The 18,552-nt window shown below is 74.6% G+C and carries 17 protein-coding genes and 1 pseudogene; 11 read left to right on the forward strand and 7 right to left on the reverse strand.

Translation table 11 applies throughout. The features are described from left to right. The first annotated feature begins 131 nt into the window (after positions 1-131). The 3 genes from QRN89_RS02715 to QRN89_RS02725 are packed head-to-tail and all read left to right on the forward strand — an operon-like array spanning position 132 to position 4,314. Positions 132-1,688: an FGGY family carbohydrate kinase gene (locus tag QRN89_RS02715; protein ID WP_290353546.1), complete on the forward strand. Its 1,557-nt coding sequence runs from the start codon at positions 132-134 to the stop codon at positions 1,686-1,688. Continuing rightward, positions 1,685-3,082 (forward strand): FAD-dependent oxidoreductase, encoded by a 1,398-nt coding sequence (locus QRN89_RS02720; RefSeq protein ID WP_290347728.1) that lies wholly within the window; start codon positions 1,685-1,687, stop codon positions 3,080-3,082. The genes QRN89_RS02715 and QRN89_RS02720 overlap by 4 nt, the downstream gene beginning before the upstream one ends. A gap of 11 nt (positions 3,083-3,093) precedes the next feature. Further along, the gene (locus tag QRN89_RS02725; protein ID WP_290347729.1) at positions 3,094-4,314 is read left to right on the forward strand and encodes an NAD(P)/FAD-dependent oxidoreductase; all 1,221 of its coding nucleotides are present in this window, start codon (positions 3,094-3,096) and stop codon (positions 4,312-4,314) included. 568 nt (positions 4,315-4,882) lie between these two features. Here the strand turns inward: QRN89_RS02725 and QRN89_RS02730 are convergent. After that, a complete protein-coding gene (locus tag QRN89_RS02730; RefSeq protein ID WP_290347730.1) occupies positions 4,883-6,274 on the reverse strand; it encodes an NADP-dependent succinic semialdehyde dehydrogenase in 1,392 nt (463 codons plus the stop codon). Positions 6,275-6,524: 250 nt separating this feature from the next. Here QRN89_RS02730 and QRN89_RS02735 point away from each other — a divergent pair, with 250 nt between their 5' ends. From QRN89_RS02735 to QRN89_RS02765, 7 genes are all read left to right on the forward strand, one after another. Beyond that, on the forward strand, positions 6,525-7,268 hold the full coding sequence (locus QRN89_RS02735; protein ID WP_290347731.1) for a hypothetical protein: 744 nt from the start codon (positions 6,525-6,527) through the stop codon (positions 7,266-7,268). 124 nt (positions 7,269-7,392) lie between these two features. Continuing rightward, positions 7,393-7,866 carry an NUDIX hydrolase gene (locus QRN89_RS02740; RefSeq protein WP_290347732.1) on the forward strand — a complete coding sequence of 158 codons (474 nt, stop codon included), beginning with the start codon at positions 7,393-7,395 and terminating at the stop codon, positions 7,864-7,866. 35 nt (positions 7,867-7,901) lie between these two features. Beyond that, positions 7,902-8,582, forward strand: a complete 681-nt coding sequence (locus QRN89_RS02745) for a glycoside hydrolase family 75 protein (RefSeq protein ID WP_290347733.1) — start codon at positions 7,902-7,904, stop codon at positions 8,580-8,582. 160 nt (positions 8,583-8,742) lie between these two features. Next, positions 8,743-9,789 carry a PHP domain-containing protein gene (locus QRN89_RS02750; RefSeq protein ID WP_290347734.1) on the forward strand — a complete coding sequence of 349 codons (1,047 nt, stop codon included), beginning with the start codon at positions 8,743-8,745 and terminating at the stop codon, positions 9,787-9,789. 413 nt (positions 9,790-10,202) lie between these two features. Beyond that, positions 10,203-10,589, forward strand: a complete 387-nt coding sequence (locus QRN89_RS02755) for a hypothetical protein (protein WP_290347735.1) — start codon at positions 10,203-10,205, stop codon at positions 10,587-10,589. A 117-nt stretch (positions 10,590-10,706) separates the two neighbouring features. Continuing rightward, entirely contained in the window at positions 10,707-11,066 is a 360-nt protein-coding gene (locus tag QRN89_RS02760) for an ArsR/SmtB family transcription factor (RefSeq protein ID WP_290347736.1), read from the forward strand. Then, entirely contained in the window at positions 11,063-11,587 is a 525-nt protein-coding gene (locus tag QRN89_RS02765) for an SRPBCC family protein (RefSeq protein ID WP_290347737.1), read from the forward strand. Before QRN89_RS02760 ends, QRN89_RS02765 begins: the two co-directional genes overlap by 4 nt. Positions 11,588-11,750: 163 nt before the next feature. Here the strand turns inward: QRN89_RS02765 and QRN89_RS02770 are convergent, their stop codons facing one another. The 6 genes and pseudogenes from QRN89_RS02770 to QRN89_RS02795 all read right to left on the reverse strand — a co-directional run bounded on the left by QRN89_RS02770 (position 11,751) and on the right by QRN89_RS02795 (position 17,828). Further along, positions 11,751-12,197: an SRPBCC family protein gene (locus QRN89_RS02770; RefSeq protein ID WP_290347738.1), complete on the reverse strand. Its 447-nt coding sequence runs from the start codon at positions 12,195-12,197 to the stop codon at positions 11,751-11,753. An 83-nt stretch (positions 12,198-12,280) separates the two neighbouring features. After that, positions 12,281-13,522 carry a cytochrome P450 family protein gene (locus QRN89_RS02775; RefSeq protein WP_290353547.1) on the reverse strand — a complete coding sequence of 414 codons (1,242 nt, stop codon included), beginning with the start codon at positions 13,520-13,522 and terminating at the stop codon, positions 12,281-12,283. Positions 13,523-13,548: 26 nt separating this feature from the next. Further along, entirely contained in the window at positions 13,549-14,895 is a 1,347-nt protein-coding gene (locus QRN89_RS02780; RefSeq protein WP_290347739.1) for a cytochrome P450, read from the reverse strand. A 178-nt stretch (positions 14,896-15,073) separates the two neighbouring features. Then, positions 15,074-15,660 (reverse strand): annotated as a pseudogene (locus QRN89_RS02785) (GTP-binding protein). A 120-nt stretch (positions 15,661-15,780) separates the two neighbouring features. Next, the gene (locus QRN89_RS02790; protein WP_290347741.1) at positions 15,781-16,227 is read right to left on the reverse strand and encodes a roadblock/LC7 domain-containing protein; all 447 of its coding nucleotides are present in this window, start codon (positions 16,225-16,227) and stop codon (positions 15,781-15,783) included. Continuing rightward, positions 16,224-17,828, reverse strand: a complete 1,605-nt coding sequence (locus QRN89_RS02795) for an ATP-binding protein (protein ID WP_290347742.1) — start codon at positions 17,826-17,828, stop codon at positions 16,224-16,226. Before QRN89_RS02795 ends, QRN89_RS02790 begins: the two co-directional genes overlap by 4 nt. Positions 17,829-18,089: 261 nt before the next feature. Here QRN89_RS02795 and QRN89_RS02800 point away from each other — a divergent pair, with 261 nt between their 5' ends. After that, positions 18,090-18,533 carry a hypothetical protein gene (locus tag QRN89_RS02800; RefSeq protein ID WP_290347743.1) on the forward strand — a complete coding sequence of 148 codons (444 nt, stop codon included), beginning with the start codon at positions 18,090-18,092 and terminating at the stop codon, positions 18,531-18,533. Positions 18,534-18,552 lie beyond the last annotated feature (19 nt).

Raw genomic sequence — 18,552 nt, forward strand, 5'->3', positions numbered from 1 at the left:
CGGCCGCCGTCCACCGGCCGGTGACCGCCCTCGCCCACAGAGGAGTCGGGACATCCCGCGCCCACCGCACCCGCACCTACCGCACCTACCGCACCTACCGCACCTACCGCACCTACCGAAGAGAACAGGACATGGTGTCTGCCGAGCCTCGCCCCACCTCGCCCGTACTCGCCGTCGACCAGGGCACCTCGGGCACCAAGGCGCTCGTCGTCTGCCCCGAGCGCGGGGTGATCGGTTCCGGCTCGGCGGAGGTCCGCCCGCGCTACGGCCCGGGTGGAACCGTCGAGGCGGACCCGGCCCGGCTGCTGGCGTCGGTGGTCGACGCGGGACGCCGGGCGCTCGCCGAGGCGGGTGAGCCCGTCGCCGCGGTCGGCCTGGCCAACCAGGGCGAGACGGTACTCGCCTGGGACCCCGCCACCGGCACGCCGCTCACGGACGCGATCGTGTGGCAGGACCGGCGGGCGGCGTCCGTGTGCGCGTCGCTCGGCGAGGCCGAGGCGGAGGAACTGCGCGGCCTCACGGGGCTGCCGCTGGACCCGTACTTCGCGGCGCCGAAGATGGCCTGGATCCGCCGGGAGGGAACCCGCGAGGGTGTCGTCACCACCAGCGACGTCTGGCTGGTGCACCGGCTGACCGGTGCGTTCGTCACCGACGCGGCCACCGCCGGCCGTACGCAGCTGCTGGACCTCGACCGCGTGGAGTGGTCGCGGCGGGCCCTGGAGATCTTCGGACTGGACGGTGAACGACTGCCGCGGGTCGTGGACGCGGCGGGCCCGGTGGGCACCACCGGGGCGTTCGGGCCCGAACTGCCCCTGACCGGACTGCTCGTGGACCAGCAGGCCGCCCTGTTCGCCCAGGGGGTGACCGAGCCGGGCACCGCCAAGTGCACCTACGGCACGGGGGCGTTCCTGCTGGCACACACCGGTGACCGCCCGCGGCGCGGGAGTTCGGGCCTGGTCAGCTGTGTGGCGTGGCGGCTCGGCGGGCGGACCGGCTACTGCCTCGACGGGCAGGTCTACACGGCCGCGTCCGCGGTCCGCTGGCTGACCGATCTCGGCGTGGTCTCCGGGGCCGCGGACCTCGACCGGGTGGCCTCGTCCGTTCCGGACTCCGGGGGTGTCACCTTCGTCCCGGCGCTCGCCGGACTCGCGGCGCCCTGGTGGCGCGCCGATCTGCGCGGATCACTCACGGGCCTGGGCCTGGACACCGGTGCCGGGCATCTGGTGCGGGCGCTGTGCGAGGGCATCGCCGCCCAGGTCGTCGCACTGGCCGACGCCGTGGCCGCCGACACGGGCGCGCCGCTGACGTCCCTGCGGGTGGACGGCGGGCTCACGCGGTCGGCCGTCCTGATGCAGACCCAGGCGGACCTGCTCCAACTCCCGGTCGAGGTATCGGCGTTGCCCGATGCCACGGCGCTCGGGGTCGGCGCGTTGGCACGGCTCGGTCTCGATCCCGCTCTCGGCGTGGCCGCCGCCGTGCCGGACCGGAAACCGGCGGCCGTGTACGAGCCCCGCATCCCCTCGGACCTGGCGCGGGAGCGGCTGGCGGCGTTCCGGGCCGCGGTGGACGCGCTCACCGCCCGGACGCCGCACCCCGTCGGCGTCCCGGCCGCGGACACCCCGCCCCCGTCCCCGTCGTCCCCGTCCCCCTCCGACGGGAGCCCCGCGGGAGCCCGGAGCGGGTCATGACGGTCACCACGGCCGGCCCGGTCGACGAGGGCGTCCTCGACGTCGTGGTGGTGGGTGCCGGAGTCGTCGGCACGGCCATCGCCCGCGAACTGGCCCGGTACCGGCTGCGGATCGCCGTCGTCGAGGCGTCCGGGGATGTCGGCGACGGCACGTCGAAGGCCAACACGGCGATCCTGCACACCGGTTTCGACGCCGTGCCCGGCTCGCTGGAGGCCGGACTGGTCCGCGACGGCAGCCGGCGGCTCGCCGCGTACGCGCGGGAGGTCGGCATCCCGCTGGAGCCCGTCGGCGCACTGCTCCTCGCCTGGGACGAGGAGCAGCTCGCGGCCCTTCCCGGCCTGGCGGACAAGGCGAAACGCAACGCGTACGGCGAGGCCCGCGTCATCGGCGCCGGTGAGCTGCGTTCCCGGGAGCCGCACCTGGGGCCGGGCGCCCTCGGCGCGCTCGCCGTCCCGGGTGAGAGCATCGTCTGCCCGTGGACGACCACGCTGGCGTACGCCACCCAGGCCGTGCGGTCCGGTGCGGCGCTGCACCTGAACTGCCGCGTGACGGCCGTGCGTTCGGCGGACGGACTGCACGTGGTCGACACGGACCGGGGCCCGCTGCGCACCCGGCACCTGGTGAACGCCGCCGGTCTCCACGCGGACGAGGTCGACCGGATGCTGGGTCTGGAGACGTTCACCGTCACACCGAGACGCGGTCAGCTGATCGTCTTCGACACGTTCGCACGCGGTCTGGTGCGGCACATCCTCCTCCCGGTGCCCACCGCGCTCGGCAAGGGAGTGCTCGTCGCGCCGACCGTTTACGGGAACGTGCTGCTCGGCCCCACGGCCGAGGACCTCGACGACAAGACCGCCACCGGCACCACGGCCGAAGGGCTCGCACAGCTCAGGGAGAAGGGCCGCACGATCGTGCCCGAGCTGCTCGACGAGGAGGTCACCGCCGTCTACGCCGGGCTGCGGGCCGCGACCGGCCGGGAGGACTACCGCATCGACGGCCGGCCGGACCGCCGGTACGTCACGGTCGGCGGGATCCGTTCGACCGGGCTGACGGCGTCCCTGGCCATCGCCTCCCACGTGCGGGAACTGCTGGCGGACGCGGGGCTCGCGCTCGGCGCGCCGGGCGAGCTCGCCCCGGTGCGCATGCCGAACATCGGGGAGGCGTCCCCCCGCCCGTACCGGGACGCCCGGCTGATCGCCGCCGACCCCGAGTACGGGACGATCGTCTGCCACTGCGAGCGGGTGACGCGCGGGGAGATCCGGGACGCGCTGGCCGGAGACATCCCACCCGCCACGCTGGACGGCCTGCGGCGGCGCACCCGGGCCCGGGGCGGCCGCTGCCAGGGGTTCTCTTGCGGGGCCGCGGTGCGTGAACTGTTCGGGGCCGGCCGGTGAGGCGGCGCTCGGTGGACGTGCTGGTCGTGGGCGCGGGCCCGGCCGGCCTCACTGCCGCGGCCGCGCTGGCCGCGTCCGGCGCGGGAGCCGTCGAGGTCCTGGAGCGGGAGCGGGAGGCGGGCGGGGTGCCCCGCCACTGCGACCGCGGGGGTTTCGGGACGCGCGAGCTGTGGCGGCCGATGACGGGGCCCGACTACGCGCGCCACCGGACCCGGGCGGCCGTACGGGCCGGGGCGGCACTGCGCACCGGCGTCATGGTCACCGGGTGGGCCGGCCCGCTGACCGTGGAGGCGACGAGCCGCGCCGGTCCGGAGGAGGTGACGGCGCGGGCGGTCGTCCTGGCCACGGGTGCGCGTGAACGGCCCCGCAGCGCACGGCTGGTGCCGGGCGACCGCCCCGAAGGGGTCTGGACGACGGGCGAGTTGCAGCAGGTCGTGCACCTCCACGGGCGGCGTGTCGGCGGTCGCGCGCTGATCGTCGGCGCGGGGCCCGTGGCACGTGCCACGGTGGGCACGCTGCGCAAGGCGGGAGCCGAGCCCGTCGCCCTGGTGACCGACGGTCCCGGCCCGGCGCCGCGCCCGGCGCTGCGGAGAGCCGTGCCGGTGCTGACGGACACGGTCGTGACGGAACTGATCGGCCGGGGGCGGCTCACCGGGGTGGCGCTGCGCCGGGCCGACGGCCGGGTCACCGTGGTCCGCTGCGACTCGGTCGTGTTCACGGGCGACTTCGTCCCGGAGCACGAGCTGGTCAGGAGTGCGGGCATCGCGCTGGACCCGGGCACGCGCGGCCCGTCCGTCGACGCGTACTTCCGTACCGCACGGCCCGGAGTCTTCGCCGTGGGCAACGTCCTGCACGGCGCCGAGCCCGCCGCCACGGCGGCGTCCGAGGGCGGTCGCGCCGCGGAGCGGGTGCGGCGGTTCCTCGCCGACCGCCGGTGGCCCGCGGTGAGGGTGCCGGTGGTGGCCGACGGCGCGCTCCGGTGGACCGCGCCGAACCTGCTCGTGCCGCGGGACTCCGGCGTACGGCTGCTGCTCCGCGCCGGGCGCCGCGTCGTCCGGCCGGTGGTGACGGTGTCGCAGGACGGCCGGACGCTGTACCGGGACCGGCTGTCGCGCCCGGCGGACCCGGAGCGCTCGGTACCGCTGACCGGGCCCTGGGCGGACGGTGTGGACGGAGCGGGCGGCCCGGTGCGGATCCGGCTCGACGAGACCCGGGACGCCGGGCGGTGGTGACCGGTGGCGGGACCGGACGGCCTTGTGTGTGAGCCGCCGCATCGCGCAGCGCACGGCGTACGGCGACGACCGGAGAGCGGGGACGATGCCGGCCGGGGCCGCGGGGAGGACGACGGGTGCGCGGGAAGACCGCACCGTACAGCAGCCCCGGCGGTCCGGGCGCCCTGCGCGCGCTGACCGACCAGCTTGCTGTCCGGACAGCACATCTGGGGCCGTTGCGGCGGGCCGGAAGGGGCGGGGACTTCGGTACCACCACGCCGGTGGCGGCCCCCTCTCGGCCGCTCCCCCGTTCCCGCCCGGGTGGGGTGACGAGCCGGATGTGGCCGAGGTCCCGCAGCACACGGACGAGTTCGGCCGGCGCCCCGGCCGCGGGTGACTGCGGTACGACGACCACGCCCGTGACTCCGAGGCCCGTGAGTGCGCCGACCAGTTCGCCGGGGCTCCGGGCCACGCCGCCGAACTGGTCGGCGCTCGGCCGGACAGGCGGCTCGGCCACGGGGTCCGAGGGCTCACGGACGGGTCTACCGGTGGGACGTCCGGGCGGGGGGTCCGCGGATGGGCGTGTGCCTCAGGCGGCGGTCCAGACGGTGGTGATGTTGCAGAACTCCTTGATCCCGTGGTCGGACAGCTCGCGGCCGTAACCGGACCGCTTCGCGCCGCCGAACGGCATCGCCGGATGCGAGGCGGTCATCCCGTTGAAGAAGATCCCGCCGGCCTCCATGTCCTGGACGAACCGCTCCATGTCGCCGGCGTCCCGTGTCCAGACGTTCGAACTGAGCCCGAAGGGCGAGTCGTTGGCGACGCTCACGGCCTCGTCGAGACCGGACACGCGGTAGACGGTCGCGACCGGGCCGAACGCCTCCTCGTGGTGGATCCGCATGTCGGGCGTGATCCCCGCGAGGACCGTCGGCAGGTAGTACCAGCCGGCGGGTCGGTCCTCGGGGCGGCCGCCGCCGCACAGCACCTGCGCCCCGCGCCGTACGGCGTCGTCGACGAGCTGCTCCACGTCGTCGCGGCCCTGCTCGGTGGCGAGCGGGCCGACGTCGGTGGACTCGTCCATGGGGTCGCCGACGCGGAGTGCCTCCATCCGGGCACTGAAGCGCTCGGTGAAACTGTCGTGGACGTCCTCGTGGATGATGAAGCGCTTGGCCGCGATGCACGACTGCCCGTTGTTCTGGACCCGGGCGGTGACGGCGACCCGCGCGGCCCGGTCAACGTCGGCGGAGGGCATGACGACGAAGGGGTCGCTGCCGCCGAGTTCCATGACCGTCTTCTTGACCTCGTCACCGGCGATCGAGGCGACGGACCGGCCGGCCGGCTCGCTGCCCGTGAGCGTCGCCGCGGCGACCCGGGGATCACGCAGTACGCCCTCGATCGCGCCCGCGCCGACCAGCAGCGTCTGGAAGCAGCCGTCGGGGAACCCGGCCCGGTGGAAGAGGTCTCCCAGATAGAGGGCGGTCTGCGGGACGTTCGAGGCGTGCTTGAGCAGGCCGGTGTTCCCGGCCATCAGCGCGGGGGCCGCGAACCGCACGACCTGCCACAGCGGGAAGTTCCAGGGCATCACGGCGAGCACCACCCCGAGCGGGCGGTAGCGAACCGTCACGCCGGAGGCGCCCGAGTCCTTCACGTCGTCGTCCGAAGGGTGCTCGTCGGCCAGCAGTTCCTCGGCGTGGTCGGCGTACCAGCGCATGGCCTTCACGCACTTCGCCGCCTCGGCCCTGGCCGCGGCCAGGGGTTTGCCCATCTCGCTCGTCATGGTGCGCGCGATGTCCTCCTGGTCCTCCTCCAGCAGCGACGCCGCCCGCTTCAGCAGGCGGGAACGCTCGGAGAACGAGGTGGTGCGGTACGCACGGAAGGTCGCGTGGGCGGCGGCCAGGCGGTTCTCGATCTCCTCTGGGCCGATGGCTTCGAAGGTCTTGAGCGTCTCGCCGGTCGCGGGGTTCACACTGGCGATGGCCATGGCTGTGTCCTCCTTCGGCCGCACTTACGACCCTGCCGCGCCCGGGGCGACGGCGCAACGCGACGAGGGGCTCCGGCCCGGCACCACTCACCAGTCCCGGGGTCCCGGAACTCACCAGTCCCGGTCCGGGCACTCGGGCCCGGACGTGGGCAGCCCTCGATCGTTCACCCGAACGGGCAGCGGGTGCCCCCGCGGCGTAGGCTCGGGAGCGGCGGATCACCCGGCCGGCCGCGTTCCCCCGGGAGTCGACGTGAGCGCACATCGCCGCAGGACCTGGACACGGGCGTCGTCCGCGGCGTTCCTCGCGGTCGCACTGGCGGCCGGCGGGACGGCGTACGCGGGCGACGACATCGAGACGCTCACGGCCCGGCAGATCGCGGAGAAGGCCCGCGAGGCGCTGCTCGGCGCCCAGTCGGTGCACATCACCAGCAAGGGCGACCTGCGGGAGCCGGGGTCTCCGAACGAGCTGGACCTCGCCCTGGACCGCTCGGGCAACTGCGCCGGGACCGTCAGCATGGGCGACGAGGGCTCCGTGGAGATCATCAAGCGCGGCGCGACGGTGTGGATGAAGCCGGACGCCGCGTTCTGGAAGAACCAGGTACCGGGCGGGGGCGACACGGTCAAGGAGCTCGTCGGTGACCGCTATCTGCGCGGCACGACCGACAACGGCCTGCTCAAGGGAATGACCGAGGTCTGCGACCTCGACATGTTCGTCGACCGGCTCACCGGCGTGCCCACCGGCGACGTCGACCTCACCAAGGGGAAGAAGACGAAGGTCGAGGGCGTCGACGCCATCCCGCTGTCGGGGAATCTGGCGGGCCGGACGATCACGCTGTACGTCGCCACCGAGGGCAAGCCCTATCCGGTGCGCCTGGTGGTCACGAGCGCCGGCGCGGCGAAGGCGACCGTGGACTTCACGGACTACGACAAGCCGGTGCCGACGGCGACTCCCCCGGCGGACGACACCGTCGACCTGTCCACTCTCCTGGGCTAGACGCCCTTGCTCCGACCGGACCGGCCCACTCCCAGGGGTGAACCCGACCGAGGACGTTCACCCGGCCTCCGGCACCCCGCGGGCCCGATGGCGGCGGCCGTCGCGCCCCCGCAGACTCGGCGGCATGTCGGGCAAGCGAAGCGCCGGTCTCCTGCTGTTCCGGGGCACCGCGGCGGATCTCGAGGTGCTGATCGGGCACATGGGAGGCCCCTATTGGGCCGCCAAGGACGAGGGCGCGTGGTCGATTCCCAAGGGCGAGTACGGCCCGGAGGAGCAGGCGGAGGCGGCGGCACGGCGGGAGTTCGAGGAGGAGCTCGGACTGCCCGCACCGGACGGCGAGCGCATCGCGCTCGGTGAGAACCGCCAGTCGGGCGGCAAGACCGTCACGGTCTGGGCGGTCGAGGGCGACCTCGATCCGCGTTCGGTGGTGCCCGGCACTTTCACGATGGAGTGGCCGCCGCGGTCCGGCGTGCCGACGGAGTTCCCGGAGGTCGACAGGGTCGGCTGGTTCCCCCTGGAGCGCGCGGCGGAGCTGCTCGTTCCGGGCCAGCGGATCTTCCTGGACCGGCTTGCCCACCACATACGCGGCGGCCGCTGAAGCGGCCGCCGCCCCCGAACCGGAGGAAACACCCCGTGTCCCGTTGCTTCAAGACCGTCGCCGCGTGCGGCGCGGCACTGCTCGTCGCGGCCGTTCTGCCGGCCACCGCCACCGCCCGCCACGCCTACGAGGGCTCCGTGAGCGCGCGCGAACTCCTGGCCAAGGTCAGGAGTTGCACACAGATATCCGACGGACTGTTCCGGACCGACGCGGACCAGGAGGAGTCCATACCGGTGTGCGGCACCAGTTCGGTGGTCTTCTGGAAGGCGGACCTCGACATCGACTGCGACGGGCTGAGCAGCCCGGAGTGCAACCCCGACACCGACGAGTACTGGCAGCCCGAGACCGCGTACTGGGACTCCGAGGGATACCCGCTGGACTCCGCCGACCTGCCGTTCATCGTCGTACCGGCGGCGAGTCCCCTGTGGGACTACGGCTACTCGCGCATCCGCGGGGGCACCGTGGCCGCCGTCATCTACCGCGACCGGCTCGTGTACGCCGTGGTCGGCGACGCCGGACCGACCGATCTCATCGGCGAGGCGTCGCACGCCACCGCCCGGGCGCTGGGCATAGACCCCGATCCGGCCGTAGGGGGCGTCAGCTCCGGTGTGACCTACATCCTGTTCCGGGACTCGCAGGTCGCCCCCATCGAGTCGCACCGGGCCGCCGTGACACTGGGTGACAGGCTGGCGCGGAAGTTCGTCGGTCGCTCGTGAGGTGCCGCGGGAGGACGATGGGAGCGACGGACCGGCGAGGAAGGGCGGCACGATGACAGCGGACGGCGGGACGCTCGGCGGCCGCCCGGCGCAGGGCCCCGGAGCACGCGCGGCGGCGTCCGCGCCCCGTGCTCACGGCGCGCGCTAGCGGCATCCGGCCGTGGACCCGGTGGAGGCACTGGACCGGATCGCCTTCCTGCTGGAGCGGTCCGGGGCCCCCACGTACCGGGTGCGTGCCTTCCGGACGGCGTCCGCGGCGGTCGCGGCCCTCGGCGAGGGCGAGGTCGCCGACCGGGCCGCGGCCGGCTCGCTGGAGTCGGTACGGGGCCTCGGGCCCAAGACCGCCCAGGTCGTCCGGGAGGCCCTGGCCGGCGAGGTGCCGGCGTATCTGCGGCGGCTTGAGGAGGACGCGGGCGCGCATCCCGACGAGAACGCGCCGGGGGCGCGGCTGCGCGCGGCGCTCCGCGGGGACTGTCATCTGCACTCGGACTGGTCCGACGGCGGCAGCCCCATCGAGGCCATGGGACGCGCCGCGGCCGCCCTCGGGCACGAATGGGCCGTGCTCACCGACCACTCCCCCAGGCTCACGGTCGCACGCGGGCTCAGCCCGGAGCGGCTGCGGGAGCAACTGGACGTGGTCGCCGAACTCAACCGGACCTGGGAGCCGTTCCGGCTTCTCACCGGCATCGAGTGCGACATCCTGCCGGACGGCTCGCTCGACCAGGAGCCGGAACTTCTCGACCGGCTGGACGTGGTGGTGGCGTCCGCGCACTCCAAACTCCGCATGGAGGCACGGCCGATGACCCGACGGTTGGTCGCAGCGGTGACCGACCCGCTCGTCGACGTCCTCGGCCACTGCACGGGAAGGCTGCTGAAAGGGCGTGACGGAGGCCGCGGAAGACCGGAGTCGGAGTTCGACGCGGACGAGGTGTTCGCGGCGTGCGTCGAGGCCGGCACGGCGGTGGAGATCAACTGCCGCCCGGACCGGCTGGATCCGCCGCGCCGGCTGCTGCGGCGTGCGGTCGAGGCGGGCACGCTCTTCACGATCGACACCGACGCCCACGCTCCGGGCCAGCTCGACTGGCAGATCAACGGCTGCGCACGGGCCGAGGAGTGCGGGGTACCGGAGTCGCGCGTGGTCAACACCCGCGGTGCGGACGCGGTGCTGCGCTGGACGCGGACCGGGGAACTGCAGGGCGCGGGCTGAGCGTCACGGAGCCGTGGGGGCCGCGCGCCCCCGGACCGCCTCACGGGGCGGCTGCCGGAGCCGCCCGGGGGGCGGGGCGGGGACGGGGCGCGCCGCGGTGGGCCCCCGCGGCCGGCCGCTCCCCGGCACGGATCGTTCCGGTCCCGCCCGGTCGCGCACGCCCACGGCCTCGTACCTTCCCGGTCGCGCACGCCCACGGCCTCGTACCTTCCCGGTCGCGCACGCCCACGGCCTCGTACCTTCCCGGTCGCGCACGCCCACGGCCTCGTACCTTCCCGGTCGCGCACCCCCACGGCCTCGTACCGGTCGCGCGCTCCCCGCCCCGATCGTCCCTGCCCGGCCGCGTGCTGTCCCACCCGAGAAGTGCGACCTTGGAGTGGGACGTCGCAGCGCGAGAGAGGACGGGGATCACCGTGGCCGTCATCGACAGGCACGAGGAAGTATCGGTACAGCTGACCGGCGCGCCCGAGGACGCCGACGCCGTCTTCGCCGCGCTGCTCGCGGCCTATCCCTGCGACCGGGACGCCGAGGAGCACCCCCACCAGGAGGGCCGGGGCGACCACCCGACGATCTGGTCGGCGACCTACGACGTGGCGCCCGCCGACACGGCCGGGGCGGTGGCGGCCACGGCCCTCCACGGACCGGTGGGAGCCGAGCTTTCGGGCTCCTACGCGGCGGTGGACCGGCTCGCTCGGGCCATGACCACGGGTTTCGTGGTCGAGGTGGAGCACGCGGTGTCGGGGGACGGTGAGAAGCAGTTGCGGCTGCGGCTCGATTCGTCGCCCACCGCCGGCGGCTGAGGGGGCGCGGGAGACGCCGGGCACACGAGCTCCCGTGCCCGGCGGGGGTCCCATGCGGGCATCCCTGGGCTACGCATGCCTTGACAGGCATATAACCATGCAGGCATATTCGGTGCCATGACGGACGCCATCTGGTCCGCCCTGGCGGACCCCCACCGGCGTGCGGTGCTCGATCTGCTGCGCGACGGCGACCGCTCCGTGGGCGAACTGGTCGAGGTGCTCGGCCAGTCGCAGCCGAACGTGTCCAAGCACCTGAGGGTGCTGCGCGAGGCCGGGCTCGTCCGGGTGCGCAAGCAGGCGCAGCACCGGATCTACGCGATCGAGCCCGGCCCCATCGCCGATCTGGACGGCTGGCTCGCGCCCTACCGGCGTCTGTGGAACGACCGTCTCGACGCACTGGGCCGCCTTCTCGACGACCAGGGCGGAGCCGGTGCCCGGCAAGGCACCGGTGCACAGTCAGAGGAGCCACTTCCATGAACCGCGGAGCCTTCATCGACTTCGAGGGCCGCCCCGCCGTCCGCTTCGAGCGCTCGTACGCCCATCCGGTGGAGCGCGTCCGGGCCGCCGTGTCCGCACCCGAGGGCCTCGCCCACTGGTTTCCTTCCCGGGTCCGGCTGGAGCCGCGGGAAGGCGGGCGGATCGAGTTCTCGGACGACCCCAACAGCCCTGCCACGACGGGCACGGTGCTGGTCTTCGAGCCGCCGCACCGGCTCGCCTTCACCTGGGGCGGCGACGAGATCCACCTGGAGGTCGCGCCGGAGGGCGAGGCCTGCCGGCTGACGCTCACCAACGTGCTGGCCGCGCGGAACACCGCCGCGCGCAACGCCGCCGGCTGGAGCGTATGCCTGACGGAACTGGACCGGACCCTGGACGGTCTTGCGAGCGGCGGACCGCACGGCGAGTCGGCCGAACCGTGGAAGCCGTACTACGACGCGTACGTCGCGGACGGCATGCCCGCCGGCGCGGAGATTCCCGGTGCGTCGGGGCAGGAGGGCTGACCCGCCGCCCGCGGCAGGCGCGCGCGGGAGTCGCGGCCCGGCGCCTCGGCCCGCGCCACGCCGGGGCGGGTCCCGTGGCGGACACGCCGCACCAGCCGCTGTCCGGGGGCCGGACATGCCGGCGCCCGCCGGAAACCACCGTGAGCGGGGCGCGCCGGCGCGCTCAGGACGCCTCGACGGCCGCCTTGATGCGCCGGGCGAAGGCGTCGGCGTCCTTGCGCGCCGCGCTCAGCGCGAGCCCGACGAGCAGCTTGCCGAGACCGTGGCCCTCCAGGGTGTTGAACACCGTGAGCCGGGTCCGGCCGGCGTCCACGGGCTCCAGGTCGTACCCGCCCTCGGGCGCCGTCACCAGGTTCTTCGAGACCTCCGTCCAGCGGATCCGGCGCGGCGGGTCGAACTCGCTGATCCGGAACTCGCGCGAGGTGGTCATCCCCGCGTCCTTGACCTTGCTGCGGTACACCGTGCCCACACCGGTCGGACCGTCGGTCGTCCTCGTCATCTCCTGCACCCTCGGGCTGAACTTCCGGTCGTTCTCACCGTCCGCGAGGAAGGCGAAGACCTCTTCGACCGGGCGGTCGATCACGACCGTCCCCTGGAACCGTCCGGCCATGCTGCCTCCCTCTCCGTCGACGCCGAGGCGCTTGCGGTGCCCGTTGTCCCTCCAGCCTGCGCCGGGCCCCGGGGAGGGGCCGATCAGCCTGGGCCGTACGGGTGACGCGCCGCCCCAGGCCGGGGAACGGGTCGTACCGGTAGTTCCCGGACGCTGTTCCCCACGAAACTGGCGTGCCGGGCCAGTTCCGGCTCCGGAACGGCGAGGTCCAGGTCCGGGAACCGGGTGAACAGCCCATCCAGGGCGACGGTCGCCTCCATCCGCGCCAGCGGCGCCCCGAGGCAGTAGTGCGGCCCGTGGCCGAGGGAGAGGTGGCGGGATGCGGACGCCCGGGTGATGTCGAACCGGTCCGCGTCCGGCCCGTGCGCGGCCCGGTCCCGTCCGGCGGCGGAGTATCCGGCGAGGACCGGGGTGCCCTTGGGGATGACCGTGCCGTCCAGGGTGAGGTCCCGGGTCGGGTAGCGGAACGGGAAGTAGCTCACGGGGCTGTCCCAGCGCAGGGTCTCCTCGACGACGTCCGCCCAGGTCGCGCCGCCCGAGCGGACGAGGTCCAACTGGTCGCGGTGCGCACAGAGCGCACGGACCGCGTTGGTGATCAGGTTCAGTGTCGTCTCGTGCCCGGCGACGATCATCAGCAGGAGCGTGCCGATGAGTTCGTGGCCGCTGAGCCGGTCGCCGTCCTCCTCGCGGGCTGCGATCAGCGCACTGGTGAGATCGTCGCCCGGGTCCTTCGCCCGGGTGGCGGCCACGGTACCGAGCACGTCGACCAGCTCCCGGTTGGCCGCCATCGCCTCCTCGGGGCCGATGTCCGTGGCGACGACCTGGTTCGACAGATGGTGGAGCCGGTCCTGGTGCTCGGCGTCCACGCCCAGGAGTTCGCAGATGACGCCCATGGGCAACGGCATGGCGAAGTGCCGCCGCAGATCGGCGACTCCGCCGTGCTCCGCCGCGGCGAGGCCGAGGCCGTCCAGCAGCCCGGCCGTGACCGTCTCGACACGGGGGCGCAGTTCGGCGACCCGGCGTGCGGTGAACGCCTTGCTCACCAGCGACCTGAGCCGGCGGTGGTCGTCCCCGTCGGCCGTGGTCATCCCCCGTACCGTGGCAAACGTCCTCAGCGGCCAGCCGTCGGCGATCCGGCCCTCCCGCAGAGCGGTGAAGTGCTCGGCGCCCTTGGCGACGTCGGGGTGGGCGAGGAACTCCCTGAGCGCGTCGTGCCCCAGGACGGCCATGCCCGTCACCTCGCCGGGGAGGACGACGGGGACGACCGCGCCCCGCGCCAGCAGCCGGGCGTTGTCGGCGTGCGGGCAGCCGCCCGCAGGGTCCATCCGGTGCGGGGCGCTCGATGAGGTGGTCAACGGGCCTCTCCTGTCTGTGGGGCGGCTGTCCGTGGGGCGGCCGGACGGCCGGGACGGGTGGGGCACGCGGGCGCGCCCGGTCGGGGGGCACGGGGCAGCTGCGGGTCGGTGAACCGGACGGGCAGCGCGGCGAGCCCCTTGCTCCAGGGGGACGAGACCCAGGCGAGCTCCGACTCGTCGACGGCCAGCTCCAGGTCGGGCAGCCGGTGCCGGACGGTGTCCACCGCGGTACGGGTGATCAGCCGGGCCGGGTCCTGGGCCGGGCAGGTGTGCGGCCCGGCACCGAACGCGAGATGGGAACGGTTCCCGGTGACCGGGCCGCCCGGGGGCAGCACGGCCGGATCGGCGTTGGCGGCGGCCAGTCCGAGGATCAGCATGTCTCCCGTCCGGATGGACTGGCCGCCGAAACTCAGGTCGCGGGTGGCGTAGCGGGCGGGGAAGTTCTGCGTCGGCGGGAAGCGCCACAGCACGAGGTCGAGCGCGTCGTCGACGCTGAGGTGACCACCGGTCAGCGAGGAGTGGAACGCCGGGTCGCAGAGCAGCACGCGCAGGGTCGTCGCGATCCAGTTGACGGTGGTCCGGTGGCCCGCGACGAACATCACCACCAGGTTGTGCAGCACCTCCTCGTCGGTGAGGCGCGCCGGGTGGTGCAGCAGGGCGGAGGTGATGTCGTCGCCGGGGCGGGACCGCTTCTCCTCGATGAGGGCGAACAGGATCGCGTTGATGCGTCTGCTCGCCCTGCCGGGGTCCGCGGTCGCGGCGACCAGGCCGGTGATGGCGTGGACGAGCCGCCCGCCGGTCCGTTCGTCCAGCCCGAGCAGGCCGGTGATGACCTGCGTCGGGAGCTGGAGCGCGTAGTCGGGTACGAGGTCGGCCTCGCGGCGCTCGGCGAACGACGCGATCAGCTCCTCGGCGGCGGACCGTACGCCGCGCCGCAGCTCGTGCCCGTTGATCCCGGCGAGCGCGTGGGAGACGGCGGCCCTCATCCTGCGGTGCTGCTGGCCGTCGGCGAACAGCAGTGCGGGCCGCCAGCCGACGAACGGCAGGATCGGCGAGTCGGGCGGCACCCGACCCTCGCGCAGGAGGCTCCATCGGCGCGGATCGTGGGAGAAGTCCTGTTCGTCGCGGGTGAGCCGGAGCAGCTCGCGATGGCCGAGCACGAGCCACGCCTCGATGCCCGGCGCGACGGTGACGGGCGCCACCGGGCCGTGGTTCCGCCGGAGTTCCTCGTACAGCGCGGGCATCGCGTCGCCGTCGAGGTGCGGCCCGTACAGCGCGGTGGCGGTGGGGCGCCGTCCGCCGAAGCCGGACGGCGGCGGCGAGTAGCCGTGCGGGGTGGTCATGGGGACTCCCTGGTCATGAGGACTCCGTGGTCATGAGGCTCCCTGGTCATGAGGACTCCGTGGTCGGTCATGAAGAGTCGCGTGTCGCGTGTACTGCCCGGCCACGTGGGCGGCGAGTGCTCCGCGGCCCGGCGGAGCCCGTGGTCGCGACGGATCCGCCGCCCCGAGGTGTCCGTCGTCATGACGATTTGGTGGCGGCGTGGACGAGATGGCGTACGAGCGCGACCAGGGCCGGCACCGATGAGCGCGGATCCCGGGCGTCGCACCTGACCGGCAGGGTGCTCGGGAGCAGGTCGAGCGCGATGCGCAGATCGTCCTCGGAGTGCCGCGGGCTCCCGGGGAACGCGTTGACGGCCACGGCGAACGGCAGGTCGAGGTCCTCCGGATTGCCCAGGGCGTCGAAGGAGGCGGCCGGATCGCAGGTGTCGACGAGGGAGAGCGCGCCTTTGGCCAGATCCCGCCAGGCGGGCAGGAAGCGCTGCTGCCCCGGGGTGCCGAACAGATGGAGCACGAGGTCGCCGTCGAGCGTGATCCGGCCGAAGTCGGGGGCGACGGTCGTCGTCTTCGTACGCCCGTCTTCGTACGCCCGCCCCGGGTCTCCACCCGCGCGCCGGTCCGGGTCATGAGTGCTTCGGCGGACAGCGGCCGGATCTCGGACACCGTACCGATGAGCGTCGTCCTCCCGACTCCGGGCGGACCGACGACGAGGATCTTCGCCGCGCCCGCGACGCCGGGTGCGAGGCACTTCCCGCCGGGCTCCGCCACCGGGTACGGCACCGGGGCGAGTCTCGCAGGACGGCGGGGCGCCGTCGGCACCCGCGCGGCCGCCGGTGATGACGTAGGGGCGGACCGCTCGCGTGGTGGTGCGTCCGTCCGGCCCGTCCGTCATGCCGGAGGGTGCGCCGGATCGCGGGGCCCGGCGCCCGGATGGCTGCCCATCCTCGCCACCAGCACCTGCATCAGCTGGGCCACCGGACCGACATCGGCGTCGGTGCCGGTGGCGACGTCGGCACCGGCCCCGGCGCGGGTGAACAGGCCGAAGCCGTGCTCCGACTCCGGCGTCAGCCGGCCCACCCCGGCACCGCCGCCGAACAGCAGCGCGGCCGTGGACCGTCCGGTCATCGTCATCGTCATCGCGGCGCACGCCGCGGCGAGCGCCCCGGCCTCCGGTACGCCGAGCAGGGCGACGGGTCCGGTGAGGTCGCCTGCGGGGGCGTGCCCGAGCCGCAGCCCGTCCTCGGACACCACCACGGCGTGGCGCCCTCCGGGGACGTCGTTCAGCGGAAGCAGCATCCGTCCGAGGTCGGGCAGTCTCGTCACGGCTCCGGTCACTGGCGGCCTCCCTCCTGGTCGGTCTCGTCGGCCGTCGGCGTGGCGTCCCCCAGGGCGGCGCGGCCCCCGCGTGTCCCGGAGACGACGCCGGAGATGGAGGCGCGGGCCGCCTCGGGTGTGCAGGGGGCGCCGGGGTCCGCGGGCGGCGTCGCGCCGCGGCTCTGCTCGGGACCGGGCTCGCGCCCCCCTCGCCTGCTCCGGCGCCGCGGGAGCGCGCCCGGTGGGGGCGTGCCGCCGTCGGCGGAAGCCGGACCCCCACCGGGTGCGGGTGAACCACCGGGCCCCGCAGTCCCGGGCGCAGGGCCGTTGCCGTGCACCGGACCCCCACCCGGAGCCGAAGGACCACCAGGCCCCGGGGCCCCCGGTGCCGTGGTGCCGGGTCCCGGAGCGACGCCCGGTGCGGGGGACCCGATGGCCGGGACGCCGCCGGGCGTCGTGAAGCCGGAGGCCGGACCGCCGCGGGACGTCCTGGGGACCGCCGGGTCCGGGTCGTCCTGCTGGGGGTGCGGCTCTCCCTCCCCGGTTGCCGGCCGCGACGGCTCGTGCCCGGATGCCCGCCGGCCCGGCGCCGGTTCGTGGCGGGGTGCGGCGGGGTGGGACAGCGGCTCGGTGAGCAGCCGGTGGGGGACGAGGGTGACGGCCCGGGTTCCGCCGTGCGCCGAGGCGGACGTGAGTTCCACGCTGAAGCCGAGCTCGCGGCCCCAACGGCCGGCGCAGGCGAGTCCGAGGCGCGGCACCGCGCCGAGCCGGGCCAGATCCAGGTCGTCCCGGAGCTGGGCCGTGGCCTGCGCGAGCACGTCCGGCGGCATGCCGAGGCCCGCGTCGTCGATCTCGACGACGGCCCCCGCGGCCACCTCCCGGACGGTGACCACGACCTGGGTGCCGGACGGCGAGAACACCGTGGCGTTCTCGAGGAGTTCCGCGAGGGCGTGCATCAGTCCCTCGACCGCGAGCGGCACGACGTGGAGGGTGTGCCCTCCGTGCACCTCGACCCGGTCGAACTCCACGATGCGCGACCGGGCGCCGCGCACACAGTCGTGGAGGGTCACCGGCCGGCTCTCCCGTCGCGCGGGCCAGATGCCGCACAGCACGAGCAGGGTCTGGGCCTTGCGGGTCATCTGGGCGGCAGCGTGGTCGGCCTTCGTCACCTCGGCCATCAGCCGGGGGTCGTCGATGGAGCGTTCGAGGTGGTCCAGCACCTGCTGCTGCACGGTCGCCATGGCGTGCATGGTGCGGGCGACGGATTCGAAGGCCGCCTGCACGGAGTCCCGCAGGGCCCGCTCCCTGCGTACGGCCTCGTCGGAGCCGAGGGCCGTGACGACTGCGGCCAGGGCCCGGACGAAGTCGGCGCCCAGTTCGGTGTCCGAGCCGACGGGCCCCGGCACCCCGTCGAGCAGGCGGCCGGCGCGCGTGCGTTCCGCGATGGCCGGGGCGCGGACGGCGGCCAGATGGGCGATCTCGGCCTCACGGGCGGCCGCGAGGTCTTCCGCACGCACACGCACGCGTTGCTCGGCCCGCAGCCTGCGGCGCAGCGACAACGCCCACATCAGCAGCGCCAGGGCGGCGACCCCGCCGCCCCCCGCGATCAGCGGCCCGACCATGACACGACGCTTCCCGATAACGCGACCACGCCAGAACGAGTCCCTTCCAGACCGCATACGGGCTCCCCCGGCGATCGGGGGCATCCAGATCCTACGGTCAACCAGCCAATCTTCGAACGCCAGTTGTGCAACTGCCGTCACTTTCCGCCAACGCGGATCCGGGGGTTCGATGGCTTTCGGTGGCGGTTTGTCGCATAGTGTGAGCTCGGCACCGCCTCGCCCACCGCGGGCGCGGGAAGCGGGTCGGACAGGGGGCCGTTCATGCGAACACAGCGCGTGCCGGCCCTCGTCGTCGCCGCACTCCTCGCCGTCCTCGGGTTCCTCGGCGGCATGCCCCCGGCCGTGCAGGCCGTCGCCGCCGGTGCGGCGGCGCCCGCCGCCTCCTCGCCGGACGCGGCCGCCGCGTCCCACCACACCGCGCGTGCCGTGCGCTCCGACGGCGTACGGACGCGGCACGACGCACCGCGGCGGACGACGGCCGAGGACGCCCACGGCGCGCGCCCGCTGCTGCTCCCTCCCGCGCCCGGCGGGCTCCTGTCCGACGCGCCCGCGTCGGGGCCCGCCGTCCACGGCAGGGTCCGGGTGACCGGTGCCCGCGAAGGCGTCCGGACGCCGGCCCGTGCCGAGCTCCCCGATGTGCGCGGCCCTCCGGGGACGGCCGGTCACCGGTCACGTCCCACATCACCGCCGGCGCGTCCCTCCTGAGGGCGCCCGGCGCCCTCAC

It is taken from the genome of Streptomyces sp. HUAS CB01, assembly GCF_030406905.1.
GTDB lineage: Bacteria > Actinomycetota > Actinomycetes > Streptomycetales > Streptomycetaceae > Streptomyces > Streptomyces chengbuensis.